General features: G+C 65.4%; 17 protein-coding genes. 12 read left to right on the forward strand and 5 right to left on the reverse strand.

The annotated features are described in order from the left end of the window. Window positions 1-30 precede the first annotated feature (30 nt). The 4 genes from orn to F1735_RS22510 all read left to right on the forward strand — a co-directional run bounded on the left by orn (window position 31) and on the right by F1735_RS22510 (window position 4,004). A complete protein-coding gene (gene orn, locus F1735_RS22495; protein WP_167239008.1) occupies window positions 31-615 on the forward strand; it encodes an oligoribonuclease in 585 nt (194 codons plus the stop codon). A 160-nt stretch (window positions 616-775) separates the two neighbouring features. Next, entirely contained in the window at window positions 776-1,624 is an 849-nt protein-coding gene (locus F1735_RS22500) for an aldo/keto reductase (protein WP_167239009.1), read from the forward strand. Between the two features lie 28 nt (window positions 1,625-1,652). After that, entirely contained in the window at window positions 1,653-3,743 is a 2,091-nt protein-coding gene (locus F1735_RS22505) for a hypothetical protein (RefSeq protein ID WP_167239010.1), read from the forward strand. 87 nt (window positions 3,744-3,830) lie between these two features. Continuing rightward, on the forward strand, window positions 3,831-4,004 hold the full coding sequence (locus F1735_RS22510; protein ID WP_167239011.1) for a hypothetical protein: 174 nt from the start codon (window positions 3,831-3,833) through the stop codon (window positions 4,002-4,004). Between the two features lie 97 nt (window positions 4,005-4,101). Here the strand turns inward: F1735_RS22510 and F1735_RS22515 are convergent, their stop codons facing one another. After that, window positions 4,102-5,376 (reverse strand): hypothetical protein, encoded by a 1,275-nt coding sequence (locus tag F1735_RS22515; protein WP_167239012.1) that lies wholly within the window; start codon window positions 5,374-5,376, stop codon window positions 4,102-4,104. 94 nt (window positions 5,377-5,470) lie between these two features. Here F1735_RS22515 and F1735_RS22520 point away from each other — a divergent pair, with 94 nt between their 5' ends. Continuing rightward, entirely contained in the window at window positions 5,471-6,646 is a 1,176-nt protein-coding gene (locus F1735_RS22520; protein ID WP_167239013.1) for an HPP family protein, read from the forward strand. 36 nt (window positions 6,647-6,682) lie between these two features. On the opposite strand, the gene F1735_RS22525 is transcribed toward F1735_RS22520, so the two are convergent. Beyond that, window positions 6,683-7,381: a UPF0149 family protein gene (locus tag F1735_RS22525; protein WP_167239014.1), complete on the reverse strand. Its 699-nt coding sequence runs from the start codon at window positions 7,379-7,381 to the stop codon at window positions 6,683-6,685. Window positions 7,382-7,475: 94 nt separating this feature from the next. Here F1735_RS22525 and F1735_RS22530 point away from each other — a divergent pair, with 94 nt between their 5' ends. The 4 genes from F1735_RS22530 to F1735_RS22545 all read left to right on the forward strand — a co-directional run bounded on the left by F1735_RS22530 (window position 7,476) and on the right by F1735_RS22545 (window position 15,181). Then, window positions 7,476-8,480 (forward strand): serine/threonine protein kinase, encoded by a 1,005-nt coding sequence (locus F1735_RS22530; RefSeq protein WP_167239015.1) that lies wholly within the window; start codon window positions 7,476-7,478, stop codon window positions 8,478-8,480. 131 nt (window positions 8,481-8,611) lie between these two features. Continuing rightward, the gene (locus tag F1735_RS22535; protein WP_187364324.1) at window positions 8,612-11,842 is read left to right on the forward strand and encodes a hypothetical protein; all 3,231 of its coding nucleotides are present in this window, start codon (window positions 8,612-8,614) and stop codon (window positions 11,840-11,842) included. Between the two features lie 3 nt (window positions 11,843-11,845). Beyond that, on the forward strand, window positions 11,846-12,181 hold the full coding sequence (locus F1735_RS22540) for a hypothetical protein (protein ID WP_167239016.1): 336 nt from the start codon (window positions 11,846-11,848) through the stop codon (window positions 12,179-12,181). Between the two features lie 264 nt (window positions 12,182-12,445). Further along, complete coding sequence (locus tag F1735_RS22545; protein ID WP_373888569.1) at window positions 12,446-15,181, forward strand: polysaccharide deacetylase family protein; 2,736 nt, start codon at window positions 12,446-12,448, stop codon at window positions 15,179-15,181. Between the two features lie 179 nt (window positions 15,182-15,360). Here the strand turns inward: F1735_RS22545 and F1735_RS22550 are convergent, their stop codons facing one another. Further along, window positions 15,361-16,401 (reverse strand): DUF475 domain-containing protein, encoded by a 1,041-nt coding sequence (locus F1735_RS22550; protein WP_167239017.1) that lies wholly within the window; start codon window positions 16,399-16,401, stop codon window positions 15,361-15,363. Window positions 16,402-16,649: 248 nt separating this feature from the next. Here F1735_RS22550 and F1735_RS22555 point away from each other — a divergent pair, with 248 nt between their 5' ends. The 3 genes from F1735_RS22555 (at window position 16,650) to F1735_RS22565 (ending at window position 21,661) form a co-directional block, all read left to right on the forward strand. Continuing rightward, a complete protein-coding gene (locus F1735_RS22555) occupies window positions 16,650-17,072 on the forward strand; it encodes a divergent PAP2 family protein (RefSeq protein WP_167239018.1) in 423 nt (140 codons plus the stop codon). Between the two features lie 218 nt (window positions 17,073-17,290). Further along, window positions 17,291-18,427 carry an efflux RND transporter periplasmic adaptor subunit gene (locus F1735_RS22560; RefSeq protein ID WP_167239019.1) on the forward strand — a complete coding sequence of 379 codons (1,137 nt, stop codon included), beginning with the start codon at window positions 17,291-17,293 and terminating at the stop codon, window positions 18,425-18,427. Between the two features lie 3 nt (window positions 18,428-18,430). Next, window positions 18,431-21,661 carry an efflux RND transporter permease subunit gene (locus F1735_RS22565; RefSeq protein WP_167239020.1) on the forward strand — a complete coding sequence of 1,077 codons (3,231 nt, stop codon included), beginning with the start codon at window positions 18,431-18,433 and terminating at the stop codon, window positions 21,659-21,661. 59 nt (window positions 21,662-21,720) lie between these two features. Here F1735_RS22565 and F1735_RS22570 read toward each other — a convergent pair whose 3' ends face one another. After that, on the reverse strand, window positions 21,721-22,137 hold the full coding sequence (locus F1735_RS22570) for a hypothetical protein (RefSeq protein WP_167239021.1): 417 nt from the start codon (window positions 22,135-22,137) through the stop codon (window positions 21,721-21,723). Between the two features lie 272 nt (window positions 22,138-22,409). After that, window positions 22,410-23,184, reverse strand: a 775-nt coding sequence (locus F1735_RS22575) for an RNA-guided endonuclease InsQ/TnpB family protein (protein ID WP_167239022.1), incomplete at its 5' end; no start/stop codon positions are given.

The following is a 23,184-nucleotide window of genomic DNA, read 5'->3' on the forward strand; positions in this document are numbered from 1 at the left end:
ATGCAGGATTGTTTAGGCCAAGAGAGAATTATGTCACATGCCACTGATTTAGCAGCACCGGCCGCGTTGCCGCGCCCAAATGAGTTCAACCTGGTTTGGGTGGACATGGAAATGACCGGCCTCGAGCCGGACAGCGACCGCATCATCGAAGTGGCCGTCGTCGTCACCGACATGCACCTGAACATCCTGGGCGAAGGCCCGGTGTTCGCCATCCACCAGTCGGACGAAACGCTCGACAAGATGGATGCGTGGAACAAGGGCACCCACGGGCGCTCCGGGCTGATCGAGCGGGTCAAGGCCTCGACCGTGACCGAAGCCGAAGCGGAAAGCGCGCTGATCGCCTGGCTGAAGAACTACGTTCCCGCCGGCAAGTCGCCCATGTGCGGCAACACCATTTGCCAGGACCGCCGCTTCATGGTGCGCGGCATGCCGAAGCTGGAAGCCTTCTTCCACTACCGCAACCTGGACGTGTCGACCCTGAAAGAGCTGTGCAAGCGCTGGAAGCCGGACATCGTCAGCGGTTTCAAGAAGCACCAGAAGCACACGGCGCTGGCCGATATCCTGGAGTCGATCGAAGAGCTGCGCTACTACCGCGAGCATTTCATCAAGCTGTAACCGGCTTTGCCTCTCGCCCCGGCCGTCCTGGCCGGGGCACGCTGTCCCTTCCTGTTGTATCGCCGCTGCCGCGCCGCCGGCGGACTCCGCTACATTCAAGCCAGCTGCTGCTTTTTGCTCTAGAATGATTTTTACGCAACAAGCGATGGGACGGTGCGACATGAAAACTGTGACGATGCGGTCCGGAAGCGTCCTCCCCGCGCTCGGACAAGGCACCTGGAACATGGGGGAAGACCCGGCGCGACGCCAGGCCGAGATCGGCGCGCTGCAGTTGGGCATGGATCTGGGCATGGGCTTGATCGACACGGCCGAGATGTACGGCGAGGGCGGGGCCGAGCAAGTGGTGGGCGCGGCCATTGCCGGACGACGCGAGCAGGCGTTTATCGTCAGCAAGGTCTATCCGCACAACGCCGACAAGCGCGGCGTGCGGGCGGCGTGCGAGCGCAGCTTGCAGCGCTTGAACACCGACCGCATCGATCTTTACCTGCTGCACTGGCGCGGGGCGGTGCCGCTGTCGGAGACGTTCGACGCCTTGGGCGCGCTCAAGAAAGAAGGGAAGATCCTCGATTTTGGCGTGAGCAATTTCGACCTGGGCGACATGCTCGAGGCCGAGGCCTTGCCGAACGGGCGCGCGATCGCGGCGAACCAGGTGTTGTTCAACCTGGTCAAGCGCGGGATCGAGTGGGACTTGCTGCCCTGGTCGCGCAAGCAGGGCATGCCGGTGATGGCGTATTCGCCGCTCGAGTCGGCGGGGCCGCAACGCCAGGTCTTGCTGGCGCATCCCGCCCTGCTGGCGGTGGCCCAGCGGCATGGGTGTACGCCGGGGCAGATTGCGCTGGCGTGGCTGTTGCGGCAGGACGGGGTGGTGGCCATTCCCAAGGCGTCCGATCCAGCCCATGTGCGCGCGAACCGGGCCGCGCTCGATGTGCTGCTCAGCGCCTTCGACCTGGAGGACCTGGACCGGGCGTTCCCGCCGCCGGCCAAGCGGCAGGCGCTGGCGATGCGCTAGCGGCGCCGCCCCACCCAAGGAGAACCAGATGGTGATCATCGTGCGCGTGCTTGGCGAACGCGGCAAGGAAGTCGGCTCCATCCTGTGGCGCTGCGTCTACAGCGTCAGCCTCACCTTGCTGTGCTCGGCCGGCCTGGTCCTGATCCCGCAGGGCGCCGAATCGCTGCGCCTGGTCAGCCATCCCGGCTGGACCTTTCCGGTATTTATCTTTTCCGTCGCCGCCTGGTCCACCGCCGCCTGGTACAGCGCGCGCCTGACCCTCGGCCGCGTGTTCGACGGCACCTCGCTGCTGGACCGCACCGACACGCCGTTCGTCAACGGCATCCGCATGTGGCTGCCGCGCTTCCTGGGCATCGTGCCGGCCAGCGTGTTGTCGATCCAGTTTCACCGCATGGGCCAGCCGGTGCTGGCGCTGGCGTGCTTCCTGACCGCCTTCGCCATGGGCGTGTTCGTGGTCAAGCGGCGCGCCTGGTTCGCGTCGCGCTTTCGCCGCTTCGACGGGCAAACCACCACGATCCGCTTCGAATCGCTGCAACAGCGCACCGTGCTGACCGTCTCGATCGCCATCGTGCTGACCTTCATGCTGCTGTTCGCCGTCTGGATATGGCCGGTCGAAGTGACGCGCCTGGTCAGCGCCCCCGCGCTGCTGTGCTTCGCGTTTGCCAGCTGGATCCTGTTCGGCGACCTGGTGCTGACCTATTACTTCAAGCAGGCCAGGCTGCCGTCGATGGCGGCGCTGCCGCTGCTGCTGTTCATCGTGTTCAGCCTGTGGAACGACAACCACCGGGTCACGCTGCTGGCGGCCGGTCCGCTCGATCCGCCCGTGATGCGGCGCCCGATCGACGATCATCTCGAGGCCTGGCTGCAAACGAGGGTCGACAGCGGGGCGCTGGCGCCAGGGCGGCCGTTTCCGCTGTTCGTGGTGGCGGCCGAAGGCGGCGGCATCCGCGCCGCCTACTGGGCCGGCATGGTGCTGGCCAAGCTGCAGGACGACAGCGGGGCGCGCTTCGGACGCCATCTGTTCGCGCTGAGCGGCGTTTCTGGCGGCAGCCTGGGCAGCAGCACCTTTGCCGCCCTGGTGGCCGACGCCGGCGCCAGCGGCCTGGCCGGCGCGCCATGCGCCCGCGGCGCGCGCGACGGCGCCTACCAGGCATGCATGCGCAAGGTCTTGCGGCGCGACTTCCTCTCGCCCACGCTCGGCTACGCGCTCTATCCGGACATGCTGCAACGCTTCTTGCCGTTCGCAATTCCCGCGGCCGACCGCGCGCGCGCGATGGAGGCGGCCTGGGCGCAGGGATGGGAAAGCGCCACCGGCAACCCGCGCTTCGCCCGCCGCTTCGACCAGCTGTGGGCCGGGGACAGCGCCATGAACGTGCCCTCGCTGCTGCTCAACGCCACCCTGGTCGACGGCGGCAACCGCATCATCGCCAGCGACCTGACGATCGACGGGCGCTTTCCCGACGCCTACGACGCGCTCGACCCGGTGCTCGACCTGCGCCGCATGAGCCTGGCCACGGCGGTACACAACAGTGCGCGCTTCAGCTACATCAGCCCGGCGGGCACGGTGGCGGCCTGCCACGAGGGCAAGGCGCTGGTGGCGTGCGCGCCGGGGCGTGACAGGCGGCCGTGGGGACGGGTGATCGACGGCGGCTATTTCGAAAACTCCGGCGTCGAATCGGTGCGCGACCTGCTGTTCGCGCTGCGTCCCAAGCTGGCGCAGTGGCGCGCGCGCGGGTACGACATCGACCCGGCCGTGATCGTCATCAGCAATTCGCCGGACGCGATCGCGCCGTCGGGCAAGCAAGACCCGGCCAATGCGCGCATGGACACGAGCTTCCTGTCGGAACTGCTGGCTCCGCCGCTGGGGCTGTTCAACACGCGCAGCGCGCGCGCCACCTTCGCGGTGACGGCCGAGCTGCGCGACATGGCCGTGATCTTGCCCGCCGGGCCGGAACGCTTTTTGTGGTTCGGCATGCATTCGGCCAACGACACGCCGCTGGGCTGGGCGCTGGCCAGCGAGACCTTCGACGGCATTGACGCCCTGCTGGGGCCGCCGCACGCCGGCAAGCTGCCGTTCCAGACCGTGCTGGCGCGTTTGCCGCCGCAAACTGTGCCTTAGGAAAGAATTCTCCGCTTACGTGGGTTGGCGAACGGAACGACTGGCGGGGAAGGGGTACTATTGTGTCTCAGACAAACAGGAGGCTCTATGAGCAAGCACACCAACGACCCAAGTGAGCAACAGCAGCGCGACAATGAACAGGCGCAGCAGGAAGCCACCAAGAACCGCCAGCGTGCCGAAGCGGAAGAAGTCGCCGGCAATCACAAGAACGACGGCATCAAGGACCACCAGGGCGCCGACAAAGGCCCGCGCGGCCAGTAATTCGCCTTGGTAGTACCTTGACCGGCCCGGTTTGCGCTCCCGCACAGGATCGCCCACCGGGCCGGTTCTGCGTGGGCGTGACCGGGGCCAGCCCGGCTTATCGGTCGGACCTGGTCGATTTCATTGTCTCGTAATCGTTGCCATACGTGACGGCGGTGATGATCCAGCCACGCTGCTGATGAAAATCGAATTCATAGTCGGACAGGTTGACGCGTACCTGCAGGCGGCAGCTTGTGCGATCGACATGAATGGGCGAGCTGGGCTCCTTGCCCGTGGTCGTGAGCAAGCGGCGGTGGATATCGCGTTCTTCCCCGACGTCGTTCTTCAAGAAAATGGCGGCGTAATTTTTCCGGAACGCGCTGCGCGACACCATCGACGGCTTTTGATCGTCAAACGGTGGAATAAACTTCAGCGGAAACTGAAAGTAGCGCTCCATGTTGGCTGGCGCGTCGCGCATGGCATCTCTCCTGAATGCGTTCCATACGTCACGAAGTTGCGCCTCGCCCGGTACTGTGCATGCCGGGGCCGGCGTGGTATTGGTGATGTCCACTTGCTTGCTATCGTTCCAGCGACCTTGCTGCGCGACGATCATGCGCTTTTCCTGTGCGCCAACCAGCCAGCGCCGGCCATCGTGCTTCCAGCGGCCGTCCAGGCCGAGCAGCACGCTGCGCTCGCAGCCGCGACAATTGCCGCCGTTAGCCATCTGGCCGGACAAATAGGTGTTCCCGCCCGCCGCCACGCATTGCAGCGACGACAGCAGCAATGGCGGTTCCCCCTGGCGGGACTGGTGCTCGAGCAGGTCGCGCACAAGGGCGCCCTGTCCGGGGCGCTCGATCACCAGCGACTGCCGGCTGCACAGGGAATTGAAGCGCACGGTGGCGCCGGCATGGTCGGTTTCCTGGCAAAACGCGCGCACGGTAAGGCGCGCATCGGCGCAAGCGAGCTCGGTCTTAAACCAGTGCATGTCATCGACGGCGGCCGGCGCCGCATGGCACAGCAGGCCCAGGCCCAGGGCCAGCAGGATTTTCTTCATTCTTCGACCTTCATTCATCACAGGATATTCAACAGCGGCGCCGCCATCGTAGACGGCGCCCTCGACAAGGGTAGGCCACAGCGGGGCAATAGGCTCTCGGGCCCTCCTCATCGTGCCGCTCCAGGATGGCGGCGCGGGTGATGCGGGCGCTCGCCGCCGGCCAGCGGCAGCGCTGCCGCCATTGCCAATAGTACGACGCCATACACGACGGCTTTCCACCTGCGTTTCCTTGTTGTCGCCACGCCGCTTGCTTGATGTGCATACAGGAAACATTGCCATCTTACCGTGCCGGCCTTGATCCAGCAATCGACCATCGCCGGTCTGCCGCACATGCACCATGTCCGCTCGTCAAGCGCACGAAAATGGTGCGCCTCCGCACCTTCCTGGCTCATCTGTGATGTCATTACGGCTTCCCCGCTCTTGTTTACCGCCCATGTCCGTCCCGCGCGCCGCCTGGCTCACCGCCTTGTTACCCCCGCCCAACAGTGCCGGTCGCCTCGAACAATGGCGCGCCAGCGTTGCCGCCTTTCTGGCGCTGATCTTCACCGGCGTGCTCTGTACCTGGACCGGCGCCGCCGCCGGCCTGTGGCTGATCGCCCCCATGGGCGCCTCGGCCGTGCTGCTGTTCTGCCTGCCGGCAAGTCCCCTGGCCCAGCCGTGGGCCGTCATCGGCGGCAACGTCGTGTCGGCGCTGGTGGGCGTGGCCTGCGTCAAGTCGGGCCTGGCGCCCCAGGTCGCCGCGCCGCTGGCCGGCGGCCTGGCGATCGCCGCCATGTTCGCGCTGCGCTGCCTGCATCCGCCGGGCGGGGCGGTGGCCTTGACGGCGGTGCTGGCCGGTCCCGCCGTGCATGCGCTAGGGTTTCGTTTCGCCTTGATGCCGGTTGCGCTCAATTGCCTGCTGATGGTGGGGGCGGCCCTGGTCGTCAATAACCTGACCGGCCGGCACGATCCGCACCGCCAGCAATCGGCCATGCAGAACGTCCACGACACCGCCGACAACGTGCCGAGCGCGCGCCTGGGTTTTCGCAGCACCGACCTGGACGCCGTGCTGGCGCGCTACGACCAGGTGCTCGACGTCAGCCGCGACGACCTCGAAGGCATTATCCTGGCCACCGAAACGGCGGCGTACGGGCGCCGTTTCGGCGTGATCCGTTGCGGGCAAATCATGTCGGCCGATGTGGTGACGCTCGAATTCGGGACCGCCCTGGCCGACGCCTGGGGCTTGATGCGGCATCACCAGGTACATGCGCTGCCGGTGCTGAACCGGGCGCGGCGGGTGATCGGCATCGTCACCCAGGCCGATTTTTTGCGTCACAGCGACCTGGACGTGTACAGCGGCCTGGGAAAACGCCTGCGCGCACTGCTGCAACGCAGCGGACTGACGCATACAGACAAACCGGAAGTGGTGGGGCAGATCATGACGGCCAAGGTGGCCACGGCGCACGTGCATACGCCGATCGTGGAACTGGTGCCGCTGATGGCCAACGCCGGCCTGCACCACATTCCCGTGGTCGACGATGAAGACCGCTTCGCGGGGATTGTGACGCAGTCCGACCTGGTGGCCGCGCTGTACCAGGGCCGCCTGTCGGAACTGGCGTCGGCGGCGTAGGGCCTTGCACCCCACGCGCGCCGCCTTGATTAGTGATTACTCGGCAACCGGATCGGCGCCGCAGCACTTCTTGTACTTCTTGCCGCTGCCGCAAGGGCACTCGTCGTTACGGCCGACTTTCGGCTCGTCGCGCTTGAGGGTGGCGACCGGCGCCTTGCGCAGCGGCACCCAGAAACGGTGGATCGCCGGCAGGTTGGCCTGGATATCGAGGGCCAGCTTGTGGCCTTTCATCGGCGTATCGACTTCTTTCAGCTCTTCTTCCTCGATCTCGTCGGCGCCGAGCAGGTAGATCGGGCGCATCAGCGGTTCCAGGTCCGATGCCCAGATCGGGTCCCACGAACCGGGGCGCAGTTCCATGCCTTCCCAGAAACCCCAGCACCAGGCTTCGCCGTCGAGCAGCATCGTGCCTTCGTGCTCGGCTTCGCAGAACAGCGGCTCGAATTCCTTCGGCGCGACTTCAAAGGTGACCAGCACTTCGTTCATGAAACGCATGATCAGCTCGACGATGCGCTCTTCTTCCTTGGCGTTCTTGAACTTGGGGGCGCTCTTGGCATCCTCGCCCCAGACTTTCGGCAGCCATTCGGCCGGCATGATGGTTTCCGGACCCATCGCCACGGCGGTCAGGTAACCGTGCAGGGTGTCCATGGTCATGGCGTCTTCCGCACTGCGGTCGGACAGGAGGAACTGGTCGAGTTCGTCGAATTCTTTTTCTGAGAGGGGCTGGTCGAGTTGCATGGCGTGTTCTTGTCTTGATCGTTGAAGCCGCTAGTTTAACGCGTTCGCGCAGCGGGACGTACTGTTAAATGCGGCGCGCCGTACAATAGCGGTCATGACGACGCCATTTACCGACCCCGACACACCCGCCACCCACCCGTTCTCGAAGCTGAGCCCGGAATGCGTGCTCGACGCGCTGGAAAGCGTCGGCCTGCGCGCCGACGGCCGCCTGCTGGCCCTGAACAGCTACGAAAACCGGGTCTACCAGGTCGGCATGGAAGACGAGGCCCCTGTCGTCGCCAAGTTCTACCGCCCCGCGCGCTGGAGCGACGCCGCCATCCTGGAAGAGCACGCGTTTGTCGCCGAACTGACGGAGCGCGAAATCCCGGTCGTCCCCGCGCTCACCCTGGGCGGGCGTACCCTGCACAGCTTCGGCGGCTTCAGCTTTGCCGTGTTCCCGCGCCGGGGCGGGCGCGCGCCCGAGCTCGACGACCCCGCCGTGCTCGAGTGGACCGGGCGCTTCATCGGCCGCATCCACGCCGTTGGCGCCCTGAAAAACTACAGCGAACGGCCGGCCTTGACCATCGACACCTTCGGGCGCGAACCGCGCGACTACCTGCTGGCCAACGACTTCATCCCGCCCGAGCTGCTGGCCGCCTACACCAGCGTGCTCGACCAGGCTTTAGAGGGAGTGCGCCACTGCTACGCGCGGGCGGGCGCGTCGGCCCAGCTGCGCCTGCACGGCGACTGCCACGTCGGCAACGTGCTGTGGACGCCGGACGGCCCGCACTTCGTCGACTTCGACGACAGTCGCACCGGTCCCGCCATCCAGGACTTGTGGATGCTGCTCTCGGGCGAGCGCAGCGACATGGTGCGCCAGATGAGCGACATCCTGGCCGGCTATGAAGACTTTGCCGACTTCGACGAGCGCCAGCTGAACCTGATCGAAGCGCTGCGCACCCTGCGCCTGATCCACTATTCGGCCTGGCTGGCGCGGCGCTGGGACGATCCGGCCTTCCCGGTCGCCTTCCCGTGGTTTAATACACAACGTTACTGGCAAGACCGCATCCTCGAACTGCGCGAACAGATCGCGCTGATGAACGAGCCGGCGCTGTGGTGACGCTGCTGCCGGGCAAACGGCCGAATTGACCGGTTTTTCCGCGTCTGATCCGTGCGCCGGGGCGGGCCGACCTGACAGATAATCAAGCTCAGGCCTTCCCATGCCGGGACGGTAGCCCAAGCGAGAACACGATGGAAACCACAGCAGCCCCGCACGACGATGCCAACCTGACCATTGCGCTGCCACCCGACGGCGCGCCCCAGGCTGCCGCTGTGCCCCCGGCTGGCCCCATCGCTGCCGCCGACGCCGCCCCCGACCGCGCCCAGTCCGAAATGCGCGCCATCCACGAAGCCATCGCCCGGGTCGAAGCCGAAGCGAAGGCCTCGTGCGCCGCCGAAAGCCGCGCCCACGCCGAAGCGCGCGCGCGCGGCCTGGCCGAAGAACGCGCCGCCAGTGACGCCGCCGCCGCCGCCGCCGCCCTGCAAAACGCGCAAGCGTCCGAAGAAGCCATCGAAGCCAATCGCGACCGCCTCGAAACCCTGCGCGCCGCCGCCCAGGCCAGCCTCGAGCGCCTCGACGCCGTGCGCCAGGAGACGGCTGAGTTGCGCGCCCGCGTCGAAGCCGACACCCAGATCAAACTGGCCGCCGAAACGCGCCTCAAAGCCGACGAAGAAGCGCGCCGCCGCACCGCCGAACAGATCAGCGCCGAAGCCGAGCTGGCCGAACAAGCCGCGCGCGCCACCGAAGCGCTGCTGGCCCAGACCGAGCAGGCGCGCCTGCAAGCGGTCGAACGGGTCGCCGCGGTCCACGCCGCCCAGGAAGAAGTGCTGCACATCGCCAACGCCGACGCCCGCATCACCACCCTGGCGCGCGAACGCGAACGCCAGGCCAAGGGTGCGCGCCAGACCGCCGAACTGCTGGCCGAAGCCGAATCCGACGCGCTCGAATTGACCGTCCAGCGCGAAAAAGCCGACCAGATCGCCCTGGCCTCGGCCTTCGCCCGCGCCGTAGCCGAAGCGCGCGCGCTGGAAGAAGCGCGCGCCCTGGCCCACATCGAACAGGAACGCGAAGCGATTGCGATTGCCCAGGCCGAGTCCGAACGCGTGGCGGCCCAGTCGATCCACCTGCGCCTGCAATCGGAAAAAGAACTGCGCGACGCCGCCGTGCATCGTGAACGGCTGGAAAAAATGGCCGCCGCCGGCGCGTGTGCCCGGCGCGACGCCGAAGCGCGCATCCTCACTGCGACCGAAGAGCGGATCGAGGTCGACAAGCGCCTGCGCGAAGTGGCCCTGGCGCGCGCCAAGGCCGAAACCGACGCCGCCGAACTGGTGCAAGCGAAAGTCGACGCCGAAACCCTGGCCATCGCGCAAGCGAACGAACGCGTCCTGGCCGACCAGGCCGCGACCGCCGCCGCCCTGATGGAGGCCGAAGAACAGCAACGCGCGCGCGCGCTGGCCGAGGAGCGCGCCAGCCTGGCCCAGGCCGCCGCCGACCTGGCCGCCGCGCAGAACGCGTCCGAGCAGGCTGCCGTGGCCGCGATCGCCGAACAGGTCGACCTGCAGCGCCGCGCCAGCGCGCTGGCCGCCGACAAAGCCGCCCAAGCGGGCGCGCTGGCGCTGGCCGAACAAGCCCACGCCGACGCCGCGCAAGCCGCGCTGGTCAGCCTGCAAGAACGGCTGGAAGCCGAAACCCGCGCCGCCGACGTGGCCCAGGCGCGCGCCGACGCCGAGCAGATCGAGGCCGTGCTGCTGCGCCAGAAAGCCGACGCCGAACAGCGTCTGGCCGAAGCGAAGCGCATCGAAGTCGAGGCGCTGCGCGTGCTGACCGAGCAAGCCGGCATCGACAGCGCCCAGGCGCGGGCCGCCGCCGACGCGGTAGCGGCCCAGGCGCGCGTGGCGCACGAGCTTGCGCAAGCGCAAAGCGCGCGTGCCGCAGCCGAACAGCAAGCCCTTGCCACGGCCGAACAAGCGCTGGCGCTGGCCGCCGACGCCCTGGCAGCGGAAACCGCCCGCGCCGAGAGCGAGCGCGGCGCGCTGGCGCTGGCTGAACAACACGCCGCCGGGCAGCGCCAACTGGCCGAGCTGGCGGCGTGTACCGAACAAGCCAGGCGGCGCGAAGCGGAAGCGACCCGTCACCTGGTGCAGCAAGCCGAAATCGAAAGCGTCCAGGCGCAAGCGGCCGCCGACGCCATCGCCGCCCAGGCGCGCGCCGCCATCGACCTGGCCCAGACCGAGAGCGCGCGCGCCGTCGCCGAACAGCAAAAACTGGCCCTGGCCGAGCAAGCGCTGGCCGACGAACGCGCCCGCGCCGAGAGCGAAACGGCGGCCCTGGCGCTGGCCGAGCGGATGGCCGCCGACCAGCGCCAGATGGCCGTCGCCGCCGCCTACGCCGAGCAAGCCAGGCGGGTCGAAGCCGAGGCCACGCGCGCGCTGGTGCAACAGGCTGAAATCGACAGCGTACAGGCGCAGGGCGCCGCCGACGCCGCCGTGGCGCAGGCGCGCGCCGCCGCCGGACTGGCCGACGCGCAGCGCGAGCGGGTCCGCTCCGAACAGCAAAAACTGGCGCTGGCCGACGAGGCCCTGGCGCACGAACGCGCGCTGGCCGACAGCGAACGCGCCGCCGTCATGCTGGCCGAACAGACCCTCGCGGCCAAGCGCCAGCAGGCGGCGGCGGCCAGCGGCGCCGAGCAAGCCCGCCGCACCGAAGCCGAGGCTGCGCGCATGCTGGCGCAGCAGGCCCAGGTCGAAACCGAGCAAGCCACGCGCGCGGCCGATGCGCTTGCCGCGCAAGCGCGCGTGGCCAGCGAGCGCGCCCAGGTCCAGCAAGTGCGGGCCGAGGCCGAACAGCAAAAACTCGCACTGGCCCAGGAAGCGCTGGTACTTGAGCGCGACAGCGCCGAAGCCGAGCGTGCCAGCGTGCAGACCGAGCGTGCCTCGCTGGCGCTGATCGAACAAAAACTCGCCACCCAGCGCCAGCAACTGGCGGCCGACCAGCGCGCCGAGCAAGCGATTGCGGCGCGGCTGGCATCCGAACAAGCGGCCTGCCTGTCGGCGCGCACGCGGGCCGAAGCCGAACACGAAGCGGCCAGCATGGCGCGCCAGTTCCAGGTCGCGCAAGAAATCGCCGCCCTGGCCGCGCAAGACAAGCGCGACGCCCAGCGCGTGCTGCTCGAGAGCGCGCAGGCGCAAGCCGACATGCAGCGCAAGAGCGCGCTCACCACCAAAGAAATGGCTGACGCCCGGCGCGAGCTGGTTGCGCTCGAAGCGCGCCGCCTGGAGGCCGACACGCGCACCCTGATGGTCACCCGGCACGCGATCGACGACGAAAAGCGCGAAAGCGCCACTGGCGCGGCGCAGCGGTCCACCTCCGCCACCATGACGCACCAGGTGCTCGGGCGGCTGACCGCGCCGAACAAGGGCTGATCGGTGCTGGTCGACACCAGTACCGACATGCCGATGGCGCGCTTCGAGCGCGGCCGGCTGGCCGAAGGCATCCACAAAGATATCGGACAAGCGCTGGCTGGCGCCATGGGGCGCACGGTCGTGTTCCTTGCGTTGCCGCGCAAGCGGATCGTGCGCGCGCTGGAGGACGGCGGCGCGGACGTTCTGTGCAGCTACGTCCCCGAATGGCTGAACGGCTCGTTTGGCTGGCGCCATGCGTTCATCCCCATCCCCGAAGTGTTGATCACCACGCTAGCAATTTTTGTTCGTTTCTTTTCCTTTTTAAACCGGGGTCAGAGCTTTAACTCGCAACATTGTTAAGCGAACTGATTAGGCAATCCGACCCATTTACAGTCAGAACCAAGCGCTTTGGCCCAGTACAGCTATGTTGCTCGTTTTTCGGCTATGCGAATTTTACAAAATTGCAGGTTAAAGCTCTGACCCCGGTTGGGAAGCGAACATTGTTGCTAATCAGCGGTCAGACCCCGGTTGTCGGGGTGTTGGGCGGGTGGGGGGGGAGGAATTTTGTGGGGGGTGGGCATTTGCAATACAATCAACGGACTTCTTCCAACAGGTGTGTCTTTTGTGACTTCCACTCCCATTAAAATCGCCGCTGCGCTTGCCATCGCGGGCGCGGCCGGGGCGACCTTTTTGTTTGCCGGGCGTAAGCCGGCACCGCCGCCGCCAGCAACGCCGCCGCCCGTCAAGAGCGCCGCCATCGCCGCGCCACGCCTCGATAGCGCACCCTTGACCGCCGACCTGCATGCCTTGCTGGCTAATTACCGCAAGATTATCGTGCTGCTTGCAGACGAGAAATCCATGCCCGCCAATGAACGCGAACAGGCGCAGCGGGTGGGACAAACGCTGTTTCACGATAATCAGTCACGCGCGGAGAAGCTCGAACGCGACCTGGCCGCGCTGCTGGCGTCGAACCAGCCGAACCGCTTCGATGCCGTCGCCGACCTGCTCAGCTTTATTGAGTCCGACAAGTCCCTGTTCGACGCCGATCGCCTGGCCTTTCGCGAGCTGCTGCAAGGCTTGCTGGCCGAGGTGGCGAAAGATTCGAGCTTGCCAGCCATTAAGATCCACAAGCGCCTGTCGGAAGATCTCGACGCCCTGGCCGAGATCGAACGCAATTATGAGAAGGAAATCCGCCAGGTCTTCGGCCGCTATGAGTCGCGCGCCATCGAGCTCAAACGCGAGCGCTGGGACAGCTACCTGGCCTACCTGAAGACCCTGTTCACGCGCGCAGCCATCCTCAAGGAGCAGGGCGTGGTCGTGCCGTATCCGGCCTCGGCCTTGCCGCCCGAGCCCAAGGCCGTGGCCAAGGCCGTGGCCGACCCCAACGAGATTTTCGGCAATTCCCTGCCCAAGAAAACCGTGGTGCTGACCTTCGACGATGGCCCGCACAAGCGCTACAGCGAAGAAATTGCGGCCATCCTCAAGCAGTACGGGGTGCCGGCGGTGTTCTTCAGCGTCGGCCGCAACCTGGGCAGCGTCGATGCCGCCGGCAAGCCGACCTTGTCCGATGGCGCCGCCGTCAGCCGCAAGCTCAAGGCGGGCGGTTATACCTTGGCCAACCACAGTTACACGCACGCGCAGTTGTCGAAGGAAACGGGCGACAAGCTCAAGGCCGAAATCCTCAACACCGACGTGCTGTTGAAAGCCATCGACGCCGGCCGCGCGCCGCTGTTCCGCTTTCCCTACGGCGCCCGCAACAGCGAGGGCATGCACGCGCTCGAAGGCGCGCACCTGCGCTCGGTGATGTGGAATATCGATTCGCTCGACTGGGCCGATCCGGTCCCGGCCTCGATCGCCGAGCGCGTCTTGCGCACGGTCGACAAGGAGGGCCGCGGCATCATCCTGTTCCACGATATCCACGCGCGCACGGTCAAGGCGCTGCCGGCCGTGCTGGACCGCCTGATCGCCGAGGGTTACCAGTTCGCCGGCTGGGATGGGACCAATTTCACCAGCGCCAACACAGCCGCCGCGCCCGCCGAGAAGGTGGCGGTGAGCACCGGCTACGCCAATTCCTGGGCCATCGTGATCGGCATCGACAGCTATCCCAAGTGGCCCAAGCTGCAGTACGCGGTGCGCGATGCCCAGGGCGTGCGCGAAGTGTTGATCGGCAAGTTCGGCTTCGCGGCCGAGCGCGTGGTCTCGCTCAATAATGCCGACGCCACCCGCGCCGGCATCCTTGGCGCTTTCCACGACCGCCTGGCGCACGGCGGGGTGCAGAAAAACGACCGGATTTTCGTGTTTTTCGCCGGCCATGGCGCCACCCGCCAGCTCAGTTCGGGACGCGACCTCGGCTACATCGTGCCTTACGATTCCGATCCTGCCCAGTTCGCCACCGATGCGATTCCGATGAGCGAAATCCAGAATATCGCCGAAAGCTTGACCGCCAAGCATGCGCTGTTCGTGATGGATGCCTGCTACAGCGGCCTGGGCCTGACGCGCGGCGGCGGGGGCGGCGCCTTTTTGCGCGACAACGCGCGCCGCATCGGGCGCCAGATGCTGACCGCCGGCGGCGCCGACCAGCTGGTGTCGGACGGCGGGCCGAACGGCCATTCGGTGTTCACCTGGACCTTACTGCAGGCACTGGCGGGCAAGGGCGACCTGAATGGCGACGGCTTGATCACCGCCACCGAGCTGGCCGCCTATGTGGCGCCGGCGGTGGCGGGCGTGTCGAACCAGACGCCGGCCTTCGGCAGCCTGCCGGGATCGGAGGGCGGCGACTTTGTGTTCGAGCTGCCGGTCGAGGCGGAATTTTTGAATCCGCAGACGGCGCAGTTGTCGACCGAGGCCATTGCCCTCAACGCCAAGCTCGACGCGGTGCGCCCGGATGCGCCCAAGATGGAGGACAAGCCTGGTGTCACGCCGCCGACGGCGCCGGTCGCGGTCAAGGACTTGCAGGGCAAGGAGCAGAAGCTGGTCACGCCGCTGGCGGTGCCGTCGTCGGCACGCCAGCTGGCCCAGCGCGCCAATGACCGCGGCTTGCAATTGTTTAAGGAGAAGCAGTACGCGGCGGCCGAGGCGGAGTTTACCGAGGCCCTGAAACTGCGCGCCGACTTCGCGCTGGCGGCCAATAACCTCGGTTTCGTGTATTACAAGCAGGGCAAATTCGCCGAAGCGGCGCGCTGGTTCGACAATACCGTGAAGATGGACCCCTCGCGCGCGGTGGCTTACCGCAACCTGGGCGACGCGCATCTCCAGGCCGGCGATGCGGCCAAGGCCAAGCTGGCTTACCAGACTTTCATGGCGCTGGCGCCGGCCAGTGCGGGCGCCGCGTATGTGAAGCAGCAGCTCGAAAAATTGTAGATCGCTACGCGGGCGCGCATGCATGACATGCCCGTTCCCGCGCTGGAGGCTGTCTCATAGCGCTAAAATCACCGCCAGGCGGTAGGCTTTTATCCGACATGGCAGGGGTGGAAACGACGAGCAAGGCCATTTGCATCACATCGCAATGGGCCGCGTCGCGCTGTCCGCCTGCCATCCCGTCAAGCCACCCCCAGTGCCTCCTGCTGCTTCTTGTAGCGCAGCGACGACCACAACGACACCAGGATGAAGGCCACGCCCGACAGCCCCGTGAACCACTCCGGAATGTGATAACGCACGCTGGCGAACATGATCAAGGCCAGGATGCCGATGGCGTAGTGCGCGCCGTGTTCCAGATAAACAAATTCCTGCAAGGTGCCTTTGTCGACCAGGAATACGGTCATCGAACGCACGAACATGGCGCCAATCGCCAGGCCCAGCATGATGATGACCACATCATTGGTGATGGCAAACGCACCAATCACGCCGTCGAAACTGAACGAGGCATCGAGCACTTCCAGGTACAAAAAACCGCCGATACTGCCGCGCGACACCATTTGGCCGATGCTAGGGTCGGCTTCTTCTTCCTCCAGCAGGGAACTGATCCAGTTCACACCCACGTAAATGACCACGCCCGTCACGCCGGCGATGAGCACGCTCAGCTTGCGCGCTTCCGGCACCAGGTACATGGCCCCGAACGAGGCGCACAAGGTCAGCATGACCGCCAGGCTCTCGCTGCCGTAGGTGCCTACCTTCTCTTCGATCCATCCGAGCCAGTGAAGTTCCTTCTCTTCGTCGAACAAGAAGTTGAGGAAGACCAGCAGCAGGAAGGCGCCGCCGAACGCGGCCACTTCGGCGTGGTTGTCGGTCAGGTGGCGTGAATATTCGTCCGGGGTGTTGATCGCCATGGTCCACACGTCCAGCAGGCCGAGCCCGGTGGCGACCGAGACGATCACCAGCGGAAACAGGAGTCGCATGCCGAACACGGCCACCAGGATGCCGACCGTCAGGAACAGCTTGCGCCAGAAGTCGTTCCAGTGGCGCAGCACGGAGGCGTTGACCACCGCGTTGTCGAACGAGAGCGACACTTCCAGCACGCCCAGCACGGCGGCGATCCACAGCGCGTTGAGCAGGCCGGGCAGGCCGCTGCGCGTGTAGCCCCACCAGCCCGCAGCGACCAGGAGAACGAAGGTGACAAGGAAAGAGAGTCTGAAATGGCGCATGCGTTAATTCCTATGGAAAACTTCGATCAAATTGGCGGGTGCCGGCGGGCGGCGTTGTGATGTCATTCTAATAGGTTTTCCTGCCCGATGAGCGGTCAAATGCGCGCGTGTACCACCCGTTTTGCCCGCCTTTGCCATGCGCGCGCACCGTGACGCGGGTGATGGAAGGCGCCTGTGGCCGGGAGCGATCTGCGATAATTGCCGATTACGCAGCAATTTTGCACTTCATCGACGACAAGGACACCCGCATGGACATCAGCTATCTCATCACGCCCGTACTGACCTGGCTGGTGGTGGGACCCATCAAATTTCTGATCAATAGCGCGCGGCAGCGGCGCTGGGCGTTCAATCTGGTCGGCAATGGCGGTTTCCCCAGCAACCATAGTTCGGTGGTGACCAGCATGGCGACCCTGATCGCCTTGCGCGAAGGAATGGACAGTCCGGCGTTCGGCGTGGCGGTCACCCTGGCGTTTATTGTGATGATCGATGCCAACAGCCTGCGCCAGCACGTGGGGCGCCAGGCCGCCGCAATCAACCGCCTGGCCGGCAGCGCCGCCGATCACACCCATCTGCGCGAACGCATGGGCCATACGCTGGTCGAAATCACGGGCGGAATTTGCACCGGCATCGGCATGGGGTTCGCGATTTTTCATTTGTTCGAGCGTTTTTGATCGTTTGCCCGCGTTCCCGGCATGCCCGGGGACAAGGCTAAAGTACCGTTCACCACGGCAACTTTGCAGTTCAGTCGCGCAAATCCGCAGTTCAGCCATCGAATCGGCCAGGTTGATAGATCGCTAATTGACGTCCCTACCCGTCTCAAGGATACTTTGCGGCTGGTTGTTTTCATTCTGATTACAGACGTCTGACCGATTTGATCCCGGAGAATCCCATGCTGCGCAAAACACTGCTCGTCCTCGCCATCGCCACGGCGCTTTCCGCCTGCGGCAAAGGCGAGAAAGACCCCGCCAAGGACGGCAAGGACGCCAAGCCCGTTCAGCTGCTGGTCGCTCCGGAAGACTTGCTCACCATTTCCTCGAATTCGCTGGCCTCCGGCCCGGTCGTGACCGGCTCCGTCCAGCCCGAACGCAAGGCCGACCTGCGCGCCGAAGTCTCGGCCGTCGTCTTGCAGGTGCTCAAGGAAAACGGCGACCTGGTCCAGCGCGGCGATGTCCTCGTCAAGCTCGACGAAACCGCCATCCGCGACAGCCTCAGCTCGGCCGAGCAGTCGGCGCGCGCCGCCGCCCAGGCGCTCGACCAGGCCGAACGCCAGCTCGAACGCATGAAAACCCTGCGCGCCTCGGGCATGACCTCGGCCCAGGCCATGGATGACGCCGAAGTGCGGCGCAATAATGCCCTGAGCGAAGTGTCGGCCGCCAAGTCGCGCGCCGCGCTGGCGCGCCAGCAACTGGCCCGCACCGTGGTGCGCGCGCCGTTCGACGGCGTGGTCAGCGAACGCAAGGTGTCGGCCGGCGACACCGCTTCGATCGGCAAGGAATTGCTGAAAGTGATAGATCCGTCCAGCATGCGCTTCGAGGGAAGGGTCTCGGCCGACCGTATCAGCGCGGTCAAGGTCGGCCAGCCGGTCAGTTTTCGCATCAATGGTTACACCGGCGAAGAGTTTCGCGGCGTCGTGAAACGGGTCGATCCGGCCGCCAACGAAGTCACGCGCCAGGTCGAGGTGCTGGTCGCCTTTGCGCCCGGCTCGGCGGTGCCGAAGGTGTCCGGCCTGTACGGGGAAGGGCGCATCGAGGCCGAAACCAAGGCCGCGCTGATGCTGCCCGAAGGCGCGCTGGTCAAGGCCGGCGACAAGGCCTACGTCTGGCGCCTGAAAGACAAGACCATCGGCAAGGTCGACCTGGCGATCGGCCCGCGCGACACGCGCACCGGCAATTATGAGGTCAAGCAAGGCCTGGCCGCCGGCGACATCGTCATGCGCAATCCGAGTTCGTCGTTCAAGGAAGGCCAGGCTGTCCAGCTCGCGCCGGGCAAGGTCGCCGCCGCCGCACCCGTCGTACAGGGGAAATAAGCCATGTTCCTTTCCGATTTCAGTATCAAGCGGCCGATCGCGACAATTGTCATGATCATCGCCCTGATGTGCATGGGCTTGATCGCCTTGGGCAAGCTGCGCGTCAACCAGAATCCGGACGTCGAAGTGCCGGTGTTGCAGATCAATATTCCGTATCCGGGCGCCTCGCCCGACACGGTCGAGCGCGAAGTGATCAACCGCATCGAAAAGTCGCTGCTCAGCATTTCCGGCGTGACCGATGTGCATGCCAATGCGGTCGAGGGCAATGCCCAGTTCTGGCTGGAATTTAACTTCGACAAGAACCTGATCGAAGCCTCCGACGAGGTCCGCAACGCCATCGCCACCGTGCGCTACAAGTTGCCGACCGAGATGCGCGAACCGATCCTGCAACGGCTCGACCCGGCCACGCAGCCGATCCTGAACCTGGCGCTGTCATCCACCAGCCAGACCCACGCCGACATCTCGCGCCTGGCCGAGGATGTGCTGGCCGACCGCTTCCGCGGCATCGATGGCGTGGCCACGGTCAACGTCAGCGGGGCGCTGCGGCGCGAACTGTCGGTGCTGCTGCGCGCCGAAAAGCTGCGCGAATACAATGTTGCCGTGTCCGACGTGGTGAACGCCTTGCGCACGCAAAACACCAACGCGCCGGTCGGCAAGATTCGCGGCCAGTACGATGAGAAAAGCATCCGCCTGGTGGGCCGCATCGAGTCGCCCGAGGAATTCCAGCAGATCGTGGTCAAGCGCCGCGGCGAGGAAGTGGTGCGCCTGGCCCAGGTGGCCGAAATCCGCGACGGCTTTGCCGAAGTGAACAACCTGAGCATCCGCAGCGGCAAGCCGAACGTCGGCATCACCCTGACCCGCTCGCGCGACGCCAGTACCGTCAGCGTGGCCAAGAAGGCCAAGCTGCTGATCAAGGAACTGGAAAAGGAACTGCCGAAAGGCACCATGCTTGAAATCACGCGCGATGGCGGCGATGAAGCCCAGCGCAGCCTGAACAATGTGATCGAATCGCTCATGTTCGGCGCCGTGCTGACCATTTTCGTGGTCTACGCCTTCCTGAACTCGTGGCGCTCGACCCTGATCACGGCGCTGTCCTTGCCGACCTCGGTGATCGCCTCGTTCATCGCGGTCTGGCTGTGCGGCTTCACGCTCAACTTCATGACCCTGCTCGGGCTGTCGCTGGCCATCGGCGTGCTGATCGACGATGCGATCGTGGTGCGCGAAAACATCGTGCGTCACATGCAGCGCGGCTCCGACCGCCGCAAGGCCGCCCTGGAAGGGACCGCCGAGATCGGCATGGCGGTGGCCTCGACCACCTTCTCGATCATCGCCGTGTTCATTCCGGTGGCCTTCATGCCGGGCGTCTCCGGTGAATGGTTCCGTCCGTTCGCGCTGACGGTCACCTGCTCGGTGCTGGTCAGCCTGGTCATTTCCTTCACGCTCGACCCGATGCTGTCGGCTTACTGGGGCGACCCGCCGGATCACCACACGGCGCCGAAAAAAGGCGTGTCCCTGGTGCTGCATCACTTTAACGAGTGGTTCGACCGCCAGGCCGACCGCTACGGCAACGTGATCGCCTGGGCCTTGCATCACCGCATCTGGATGACCCTGATCGCCGTGGCCACCTTCGCCGGTGCGCTGTACCTGCAGGGCACCAAGGGCGGCACCAGCTTCCTGCCGGCGGCCGACTACGGCCAGTTGCTGATCGATGTGCGCACGCCGGCCTCGTCGAGCGTGGAGTATGCGCGCGCCAAGCTGGAAAAGGCGGCCGAACTGGCGCGCTCGATCAAGGAAACCAAGGATACCAACGCCTTCATTAACACCGGCGGCGGCAAGGTGTATGTCGATATCGGCAAGCGCGTCACGCGCTCGCGCAGCGCCAAGGAAATCGCGGTCGAGCTGCGCGCCAAGATCAGCCAGCTGGTGGGCGCCGAGTACGTGGTGCTCGACGATATGAACAATGGTGCCAACAAGCCGATCCAGATCCAGTTCACCGGACCGGACTCGCGCAAGCTGCTCGATATTGCCAACGCCTATATGGAACAGTTGCGCAAAGTGCCGGGTGCGATCGATGTCGGCTTGTCCGAACAGGACCCGAAAAACGAATTGCAGATCGAACTCAATCGCGGCCTGGCCAATTCGATGGGCATTTCGGTCAACGACGCGGCGCAATCGCTGCGGGTGGCGTTTGCCGGCGTCGAAGTGGGCGACTGGGTCGACCCGACCGGCGAAACGCGCGACGTCGCGGTGCGCCTGCATCCCGACGACCGGGTCAGCGCCGACAATATCGAACGCTTGCCGATCGCCGTGACCGGCACCAACCAGATGGTGCCGCTCGACCAGATCGCCACCATTACCATGGGCAAGGGACCGTCCGGCATTTCGCACAAGAACGGCAAGCGCACCATTTCGGTGTCGGCCAATGCGCAGGGCCGCTCGAACGGCGAAGTCACCGGCGACGCCATGAAACTGGCCGATACCTTCGACTACCCGCCGGGCTACGGCCGTGAACTGGGCGGCGCCGGCCAGGACCAGAACGAGTTGTTTACCGAAATGGGCATCGCGCTGGTGTCGGGCATCGGGCTGATGTACCTGATCCTGGTGATGCAGTTCGGCTCGTTTACCGCGCCGCTGGCGGTGATGCTGTCCTTGCCGCTGTCCTTGATCGGCGTGGTGGTGGCGCTGCTGTTGACCCACAACACGCTCAATCTGATGAGCTTCATCGGCATCATCATGTTGATGGGCCTGGTGGCGAAGAATGCGATCCTGCTGCTCGATGCGGCCCGCGCGCGCGAGCGTGAAGGCCACAGCCGCGAGGATTCGCTGATGGAAGCGGGGCGCGCACGCCTGCGTCCGATCCTGATGACCACCTTCGCGCTGATCGCCGGCATGTTCCCGGTGGCGCTGGGGCTGGGCGAGGGCGGCGAGTTTTATCGTCCGCTGGCCATTGCGATTATCGGCGGCACAATTACCTCGACCATTCTGACCTTGCTGGTGGTGCCGACTTTCTACGACAGCATCGAAATCAAGGTCGACAGCATGGGCCTCAAGTTCCACCGCCGTTCGGCGCGTTTCGGCCCGCTGCTGGGGTTCCTGATGACCTTCATCGAGGTGATTTTGTTCCTCACCTTCATCCGCTTCATCTACCGCGTGCTCATGTGGCTGGTGCGTTTGGTGACCGGCCGCCGCACGGTGGCGGCGCCGCGCGTGGTGTCGCTCGACAAGGGGGCGTAAGCAAGCGAGCGCCGGCGCATCGCTGACGATGCGCCGGCGCTGATCGCTATTGCGATCGTTTAGCGCTTGTCCTTGTCCGGTGGCGTAGCGGTATCGGTGCTGCCCGTGCCGCTCGTACCCGTTCCGCTCGTACCTGTTCCGCTGGTGCCGGACGTTCCGCTGGTGCCCGAGGTCCCTGCCCCCGATGTGCCGGTACCCGATGTGCCGGTACCCGATGTGCCCATGCCGGTATCGCCCGTGCCCGTGCCTGACGTGCCGGTGCCGGTATCGCCCGTGGTGCCGCTGGTGCCTGTGCCGGTGCCGGTGCCGGTCGTGCCGCCGGTACCGCTGGTCCCGGAGGTGGTGCCCGGCGTGGTGGCCGTGCTGGTGTCGCCGGTGCCTGTGGCGGGGGTGTCATTGCGCTTGCAGGCAACGAGCATCGACGCCAGCAGCGCCGCGGTCAAGATGATTTTTGGTGCGCTTGTGAATGGTTTCATTGTTTACTCCTCGGTCACGTCAATGAGTACCGTTGCCCGTAACTTAGCGTGGGCAACGGCGCCAGGTCGATCCTGCCGGACATACAACACTGCTTGGCGAGGACCATCAGGGAACCGACATCGTGGTTAACGCGGTCCCGTTATCTGATGCGCGAATTCGACTGTAAAAAGTTAGACTTTCAACTTCTGCGCCAGTTCATCTCTATTTATGTATCTGACGTAGATTGACCTCCATGCCCGCGCAATTTGATACGGTTGACATCCACCCCTCCCTAATGGAAGGGGATTCCTACGGCGCCGCGTGATGATCTACGGGTCGCTTCGGTGGGTTCCTGCTTCATCGAGCGGCCTGACTGCGCCGACTCTCCACAGGCTAAGACGCGATGTCCTCGCGCTAAAACATTCATCGCGCCGACCACATCGGCGTGATTTTCGTAGCCACAATCGACGCACAGAAACGACGCCTGAGTCTGCCGATTGTCTTTTGAGACGTGGCCGCAAGCCGGGCACGTCTGGCTGGTGTGCTGCGCTGGCACGGCCAGCAACATGCCGCCGTTCCACCCAAGCTTATAGCCAGGCTGGCGGCGAAACTCGCCCCATCCCTGATCGAGGATAGCCCGGTTCAGGCCCGACTTCTGGCTGACCTTCTTGCCCGGTTGTTCGACAGTACCTTTGGAAGACCTGGACATGTTCCGTACCTGCAAATCCTCAATGCAGACGAGCGCGTGGTTTTTGCTGATCGTCGTTGTGGTCTTGTGCAGGAAGTCCTTGCGGGCGTTGGCGATGCCGATGTGAATCTTCTGGACGCGGGCTTTCGCCTTCTTCCAATTGCTGCTGAACTTGACCTTGCGGCTCATGCGCCGCTGGTAGCGGGCAAGGTTCTGTTGGTGCTTCTTGAAACTGTTGAGTGGTGCGACGACGCTGCCGTCGCTCATCGTGGCGAAGCGGGCGATGCCGACATCGATGCCGATGGCGCTCGTCGCCGTTGGCAATGGCTGTTCGGGCAGGATTTTCCCGGTGCCTGAATGGCGTTCGCCATGGACCTCG

It is taken from the genome of Massilia genomosp. 1 (genome assembly GCF_011682185.1).
GTDB classification, from domain to species: Bacteria; Pseudomonadota; Gammaproteobacteria; order Burkholderiales; family Burkholderiaceae_D; genus Telluria_A; species Telluria_A rubra.

Coding starts and splice junctions, on each gene's coding strand:
- F1735_RS22500 (WP_167239009.1), top strand. CDS start 776: ATGAAAACTGTGACGATGCGGTCCGGAAGCGTCCTCCCCGCGCTCGGA.
- F1735_RS22505 (WP_167239010.1), top strand. CDS start 1,653: ATGGTGATCATCGTGCGCGTGCTTGGCGAACGCGGCAAGGAAGTCGGC.
- F1735_RS22515 (WP_167239012.1), bottom strand. CDS start 5,376: ATGGTGCATGTGCGGCAGACCGGCGATGGTCGATTGCTGGATCAAGGC.
- F1735_RS22550 (WP_167239017.1), bottom strand. CDS start 16,401: ATGCGCCATTTCAGACTCTCTTTCCTTGTCACCTTCGTTCTCCTGGTC.
- orn (WP_167239008.1), top strand. CDS start 31: ATGTCACATGCCACTGATTTAGCAGCACCGGCCGCGTTGCCGCGCCCA.
- F1735_RS22525 (WP_167239014.1), bottom strand. CDS start 7,381: ATGCAACTCGACCAGCCCCTCTCAGAAAAAGAATTCGACGAACTCGAC.
- F1735_RS22560 (WP_167239019.1), top strand. CDS start 17,291: ATGCTGCGCAAAACACTGCTCGTCCTCGCCATCGCCACGGCGCTTTCC.
- F1735_RS22565 (WP_167239020.1), top strand. CDS start 18,431: ATGTTCCTTTCCGATTTCAGTATCAAGCGGCCGATCGCGACAATTGTC.
- F1735_RS22520 (WP_167239013.1), top strand. CDS start 5,471: ATGTCCGTCCCGCGCGCCGCCTGGCTCACCGCCTTGTTACCCCCGCCC.
- F1735_RS22555 (WP_167239018.1), top strand. CDS start 16,650: ATGGACATCAGCTATCTCATCACGCCCGTACTGACCTGGCTGGTGGTG.
- F1735_RS22570 (WP_167239021.1), bottom strand. CDS start 22,137: ATGAAACCATTCACAAGCGCACCAAAAATCATCTTGACCGCGGCGCTG.
- F1735_RS22535 (WP_187364324.1), top strand. CDS start 8,612: ATGGAAACCACAGCAGCCCCGCACGACGATGCCAACCTGACCATTGCG.
- F1735_RS22510 (WP_167239011.1), top strand. CDS start 3,831: ATGAGCAAGCACACCAACGACCCAAGTGAGCAACAGCAGCGCGACAAT.
- F1735_RS22530 (WP_167239015.1), top strand. CDS start 7,476: ATGACGACGCCATTTACCGACCCCGACACACCCGCCACCCACCCGTTC.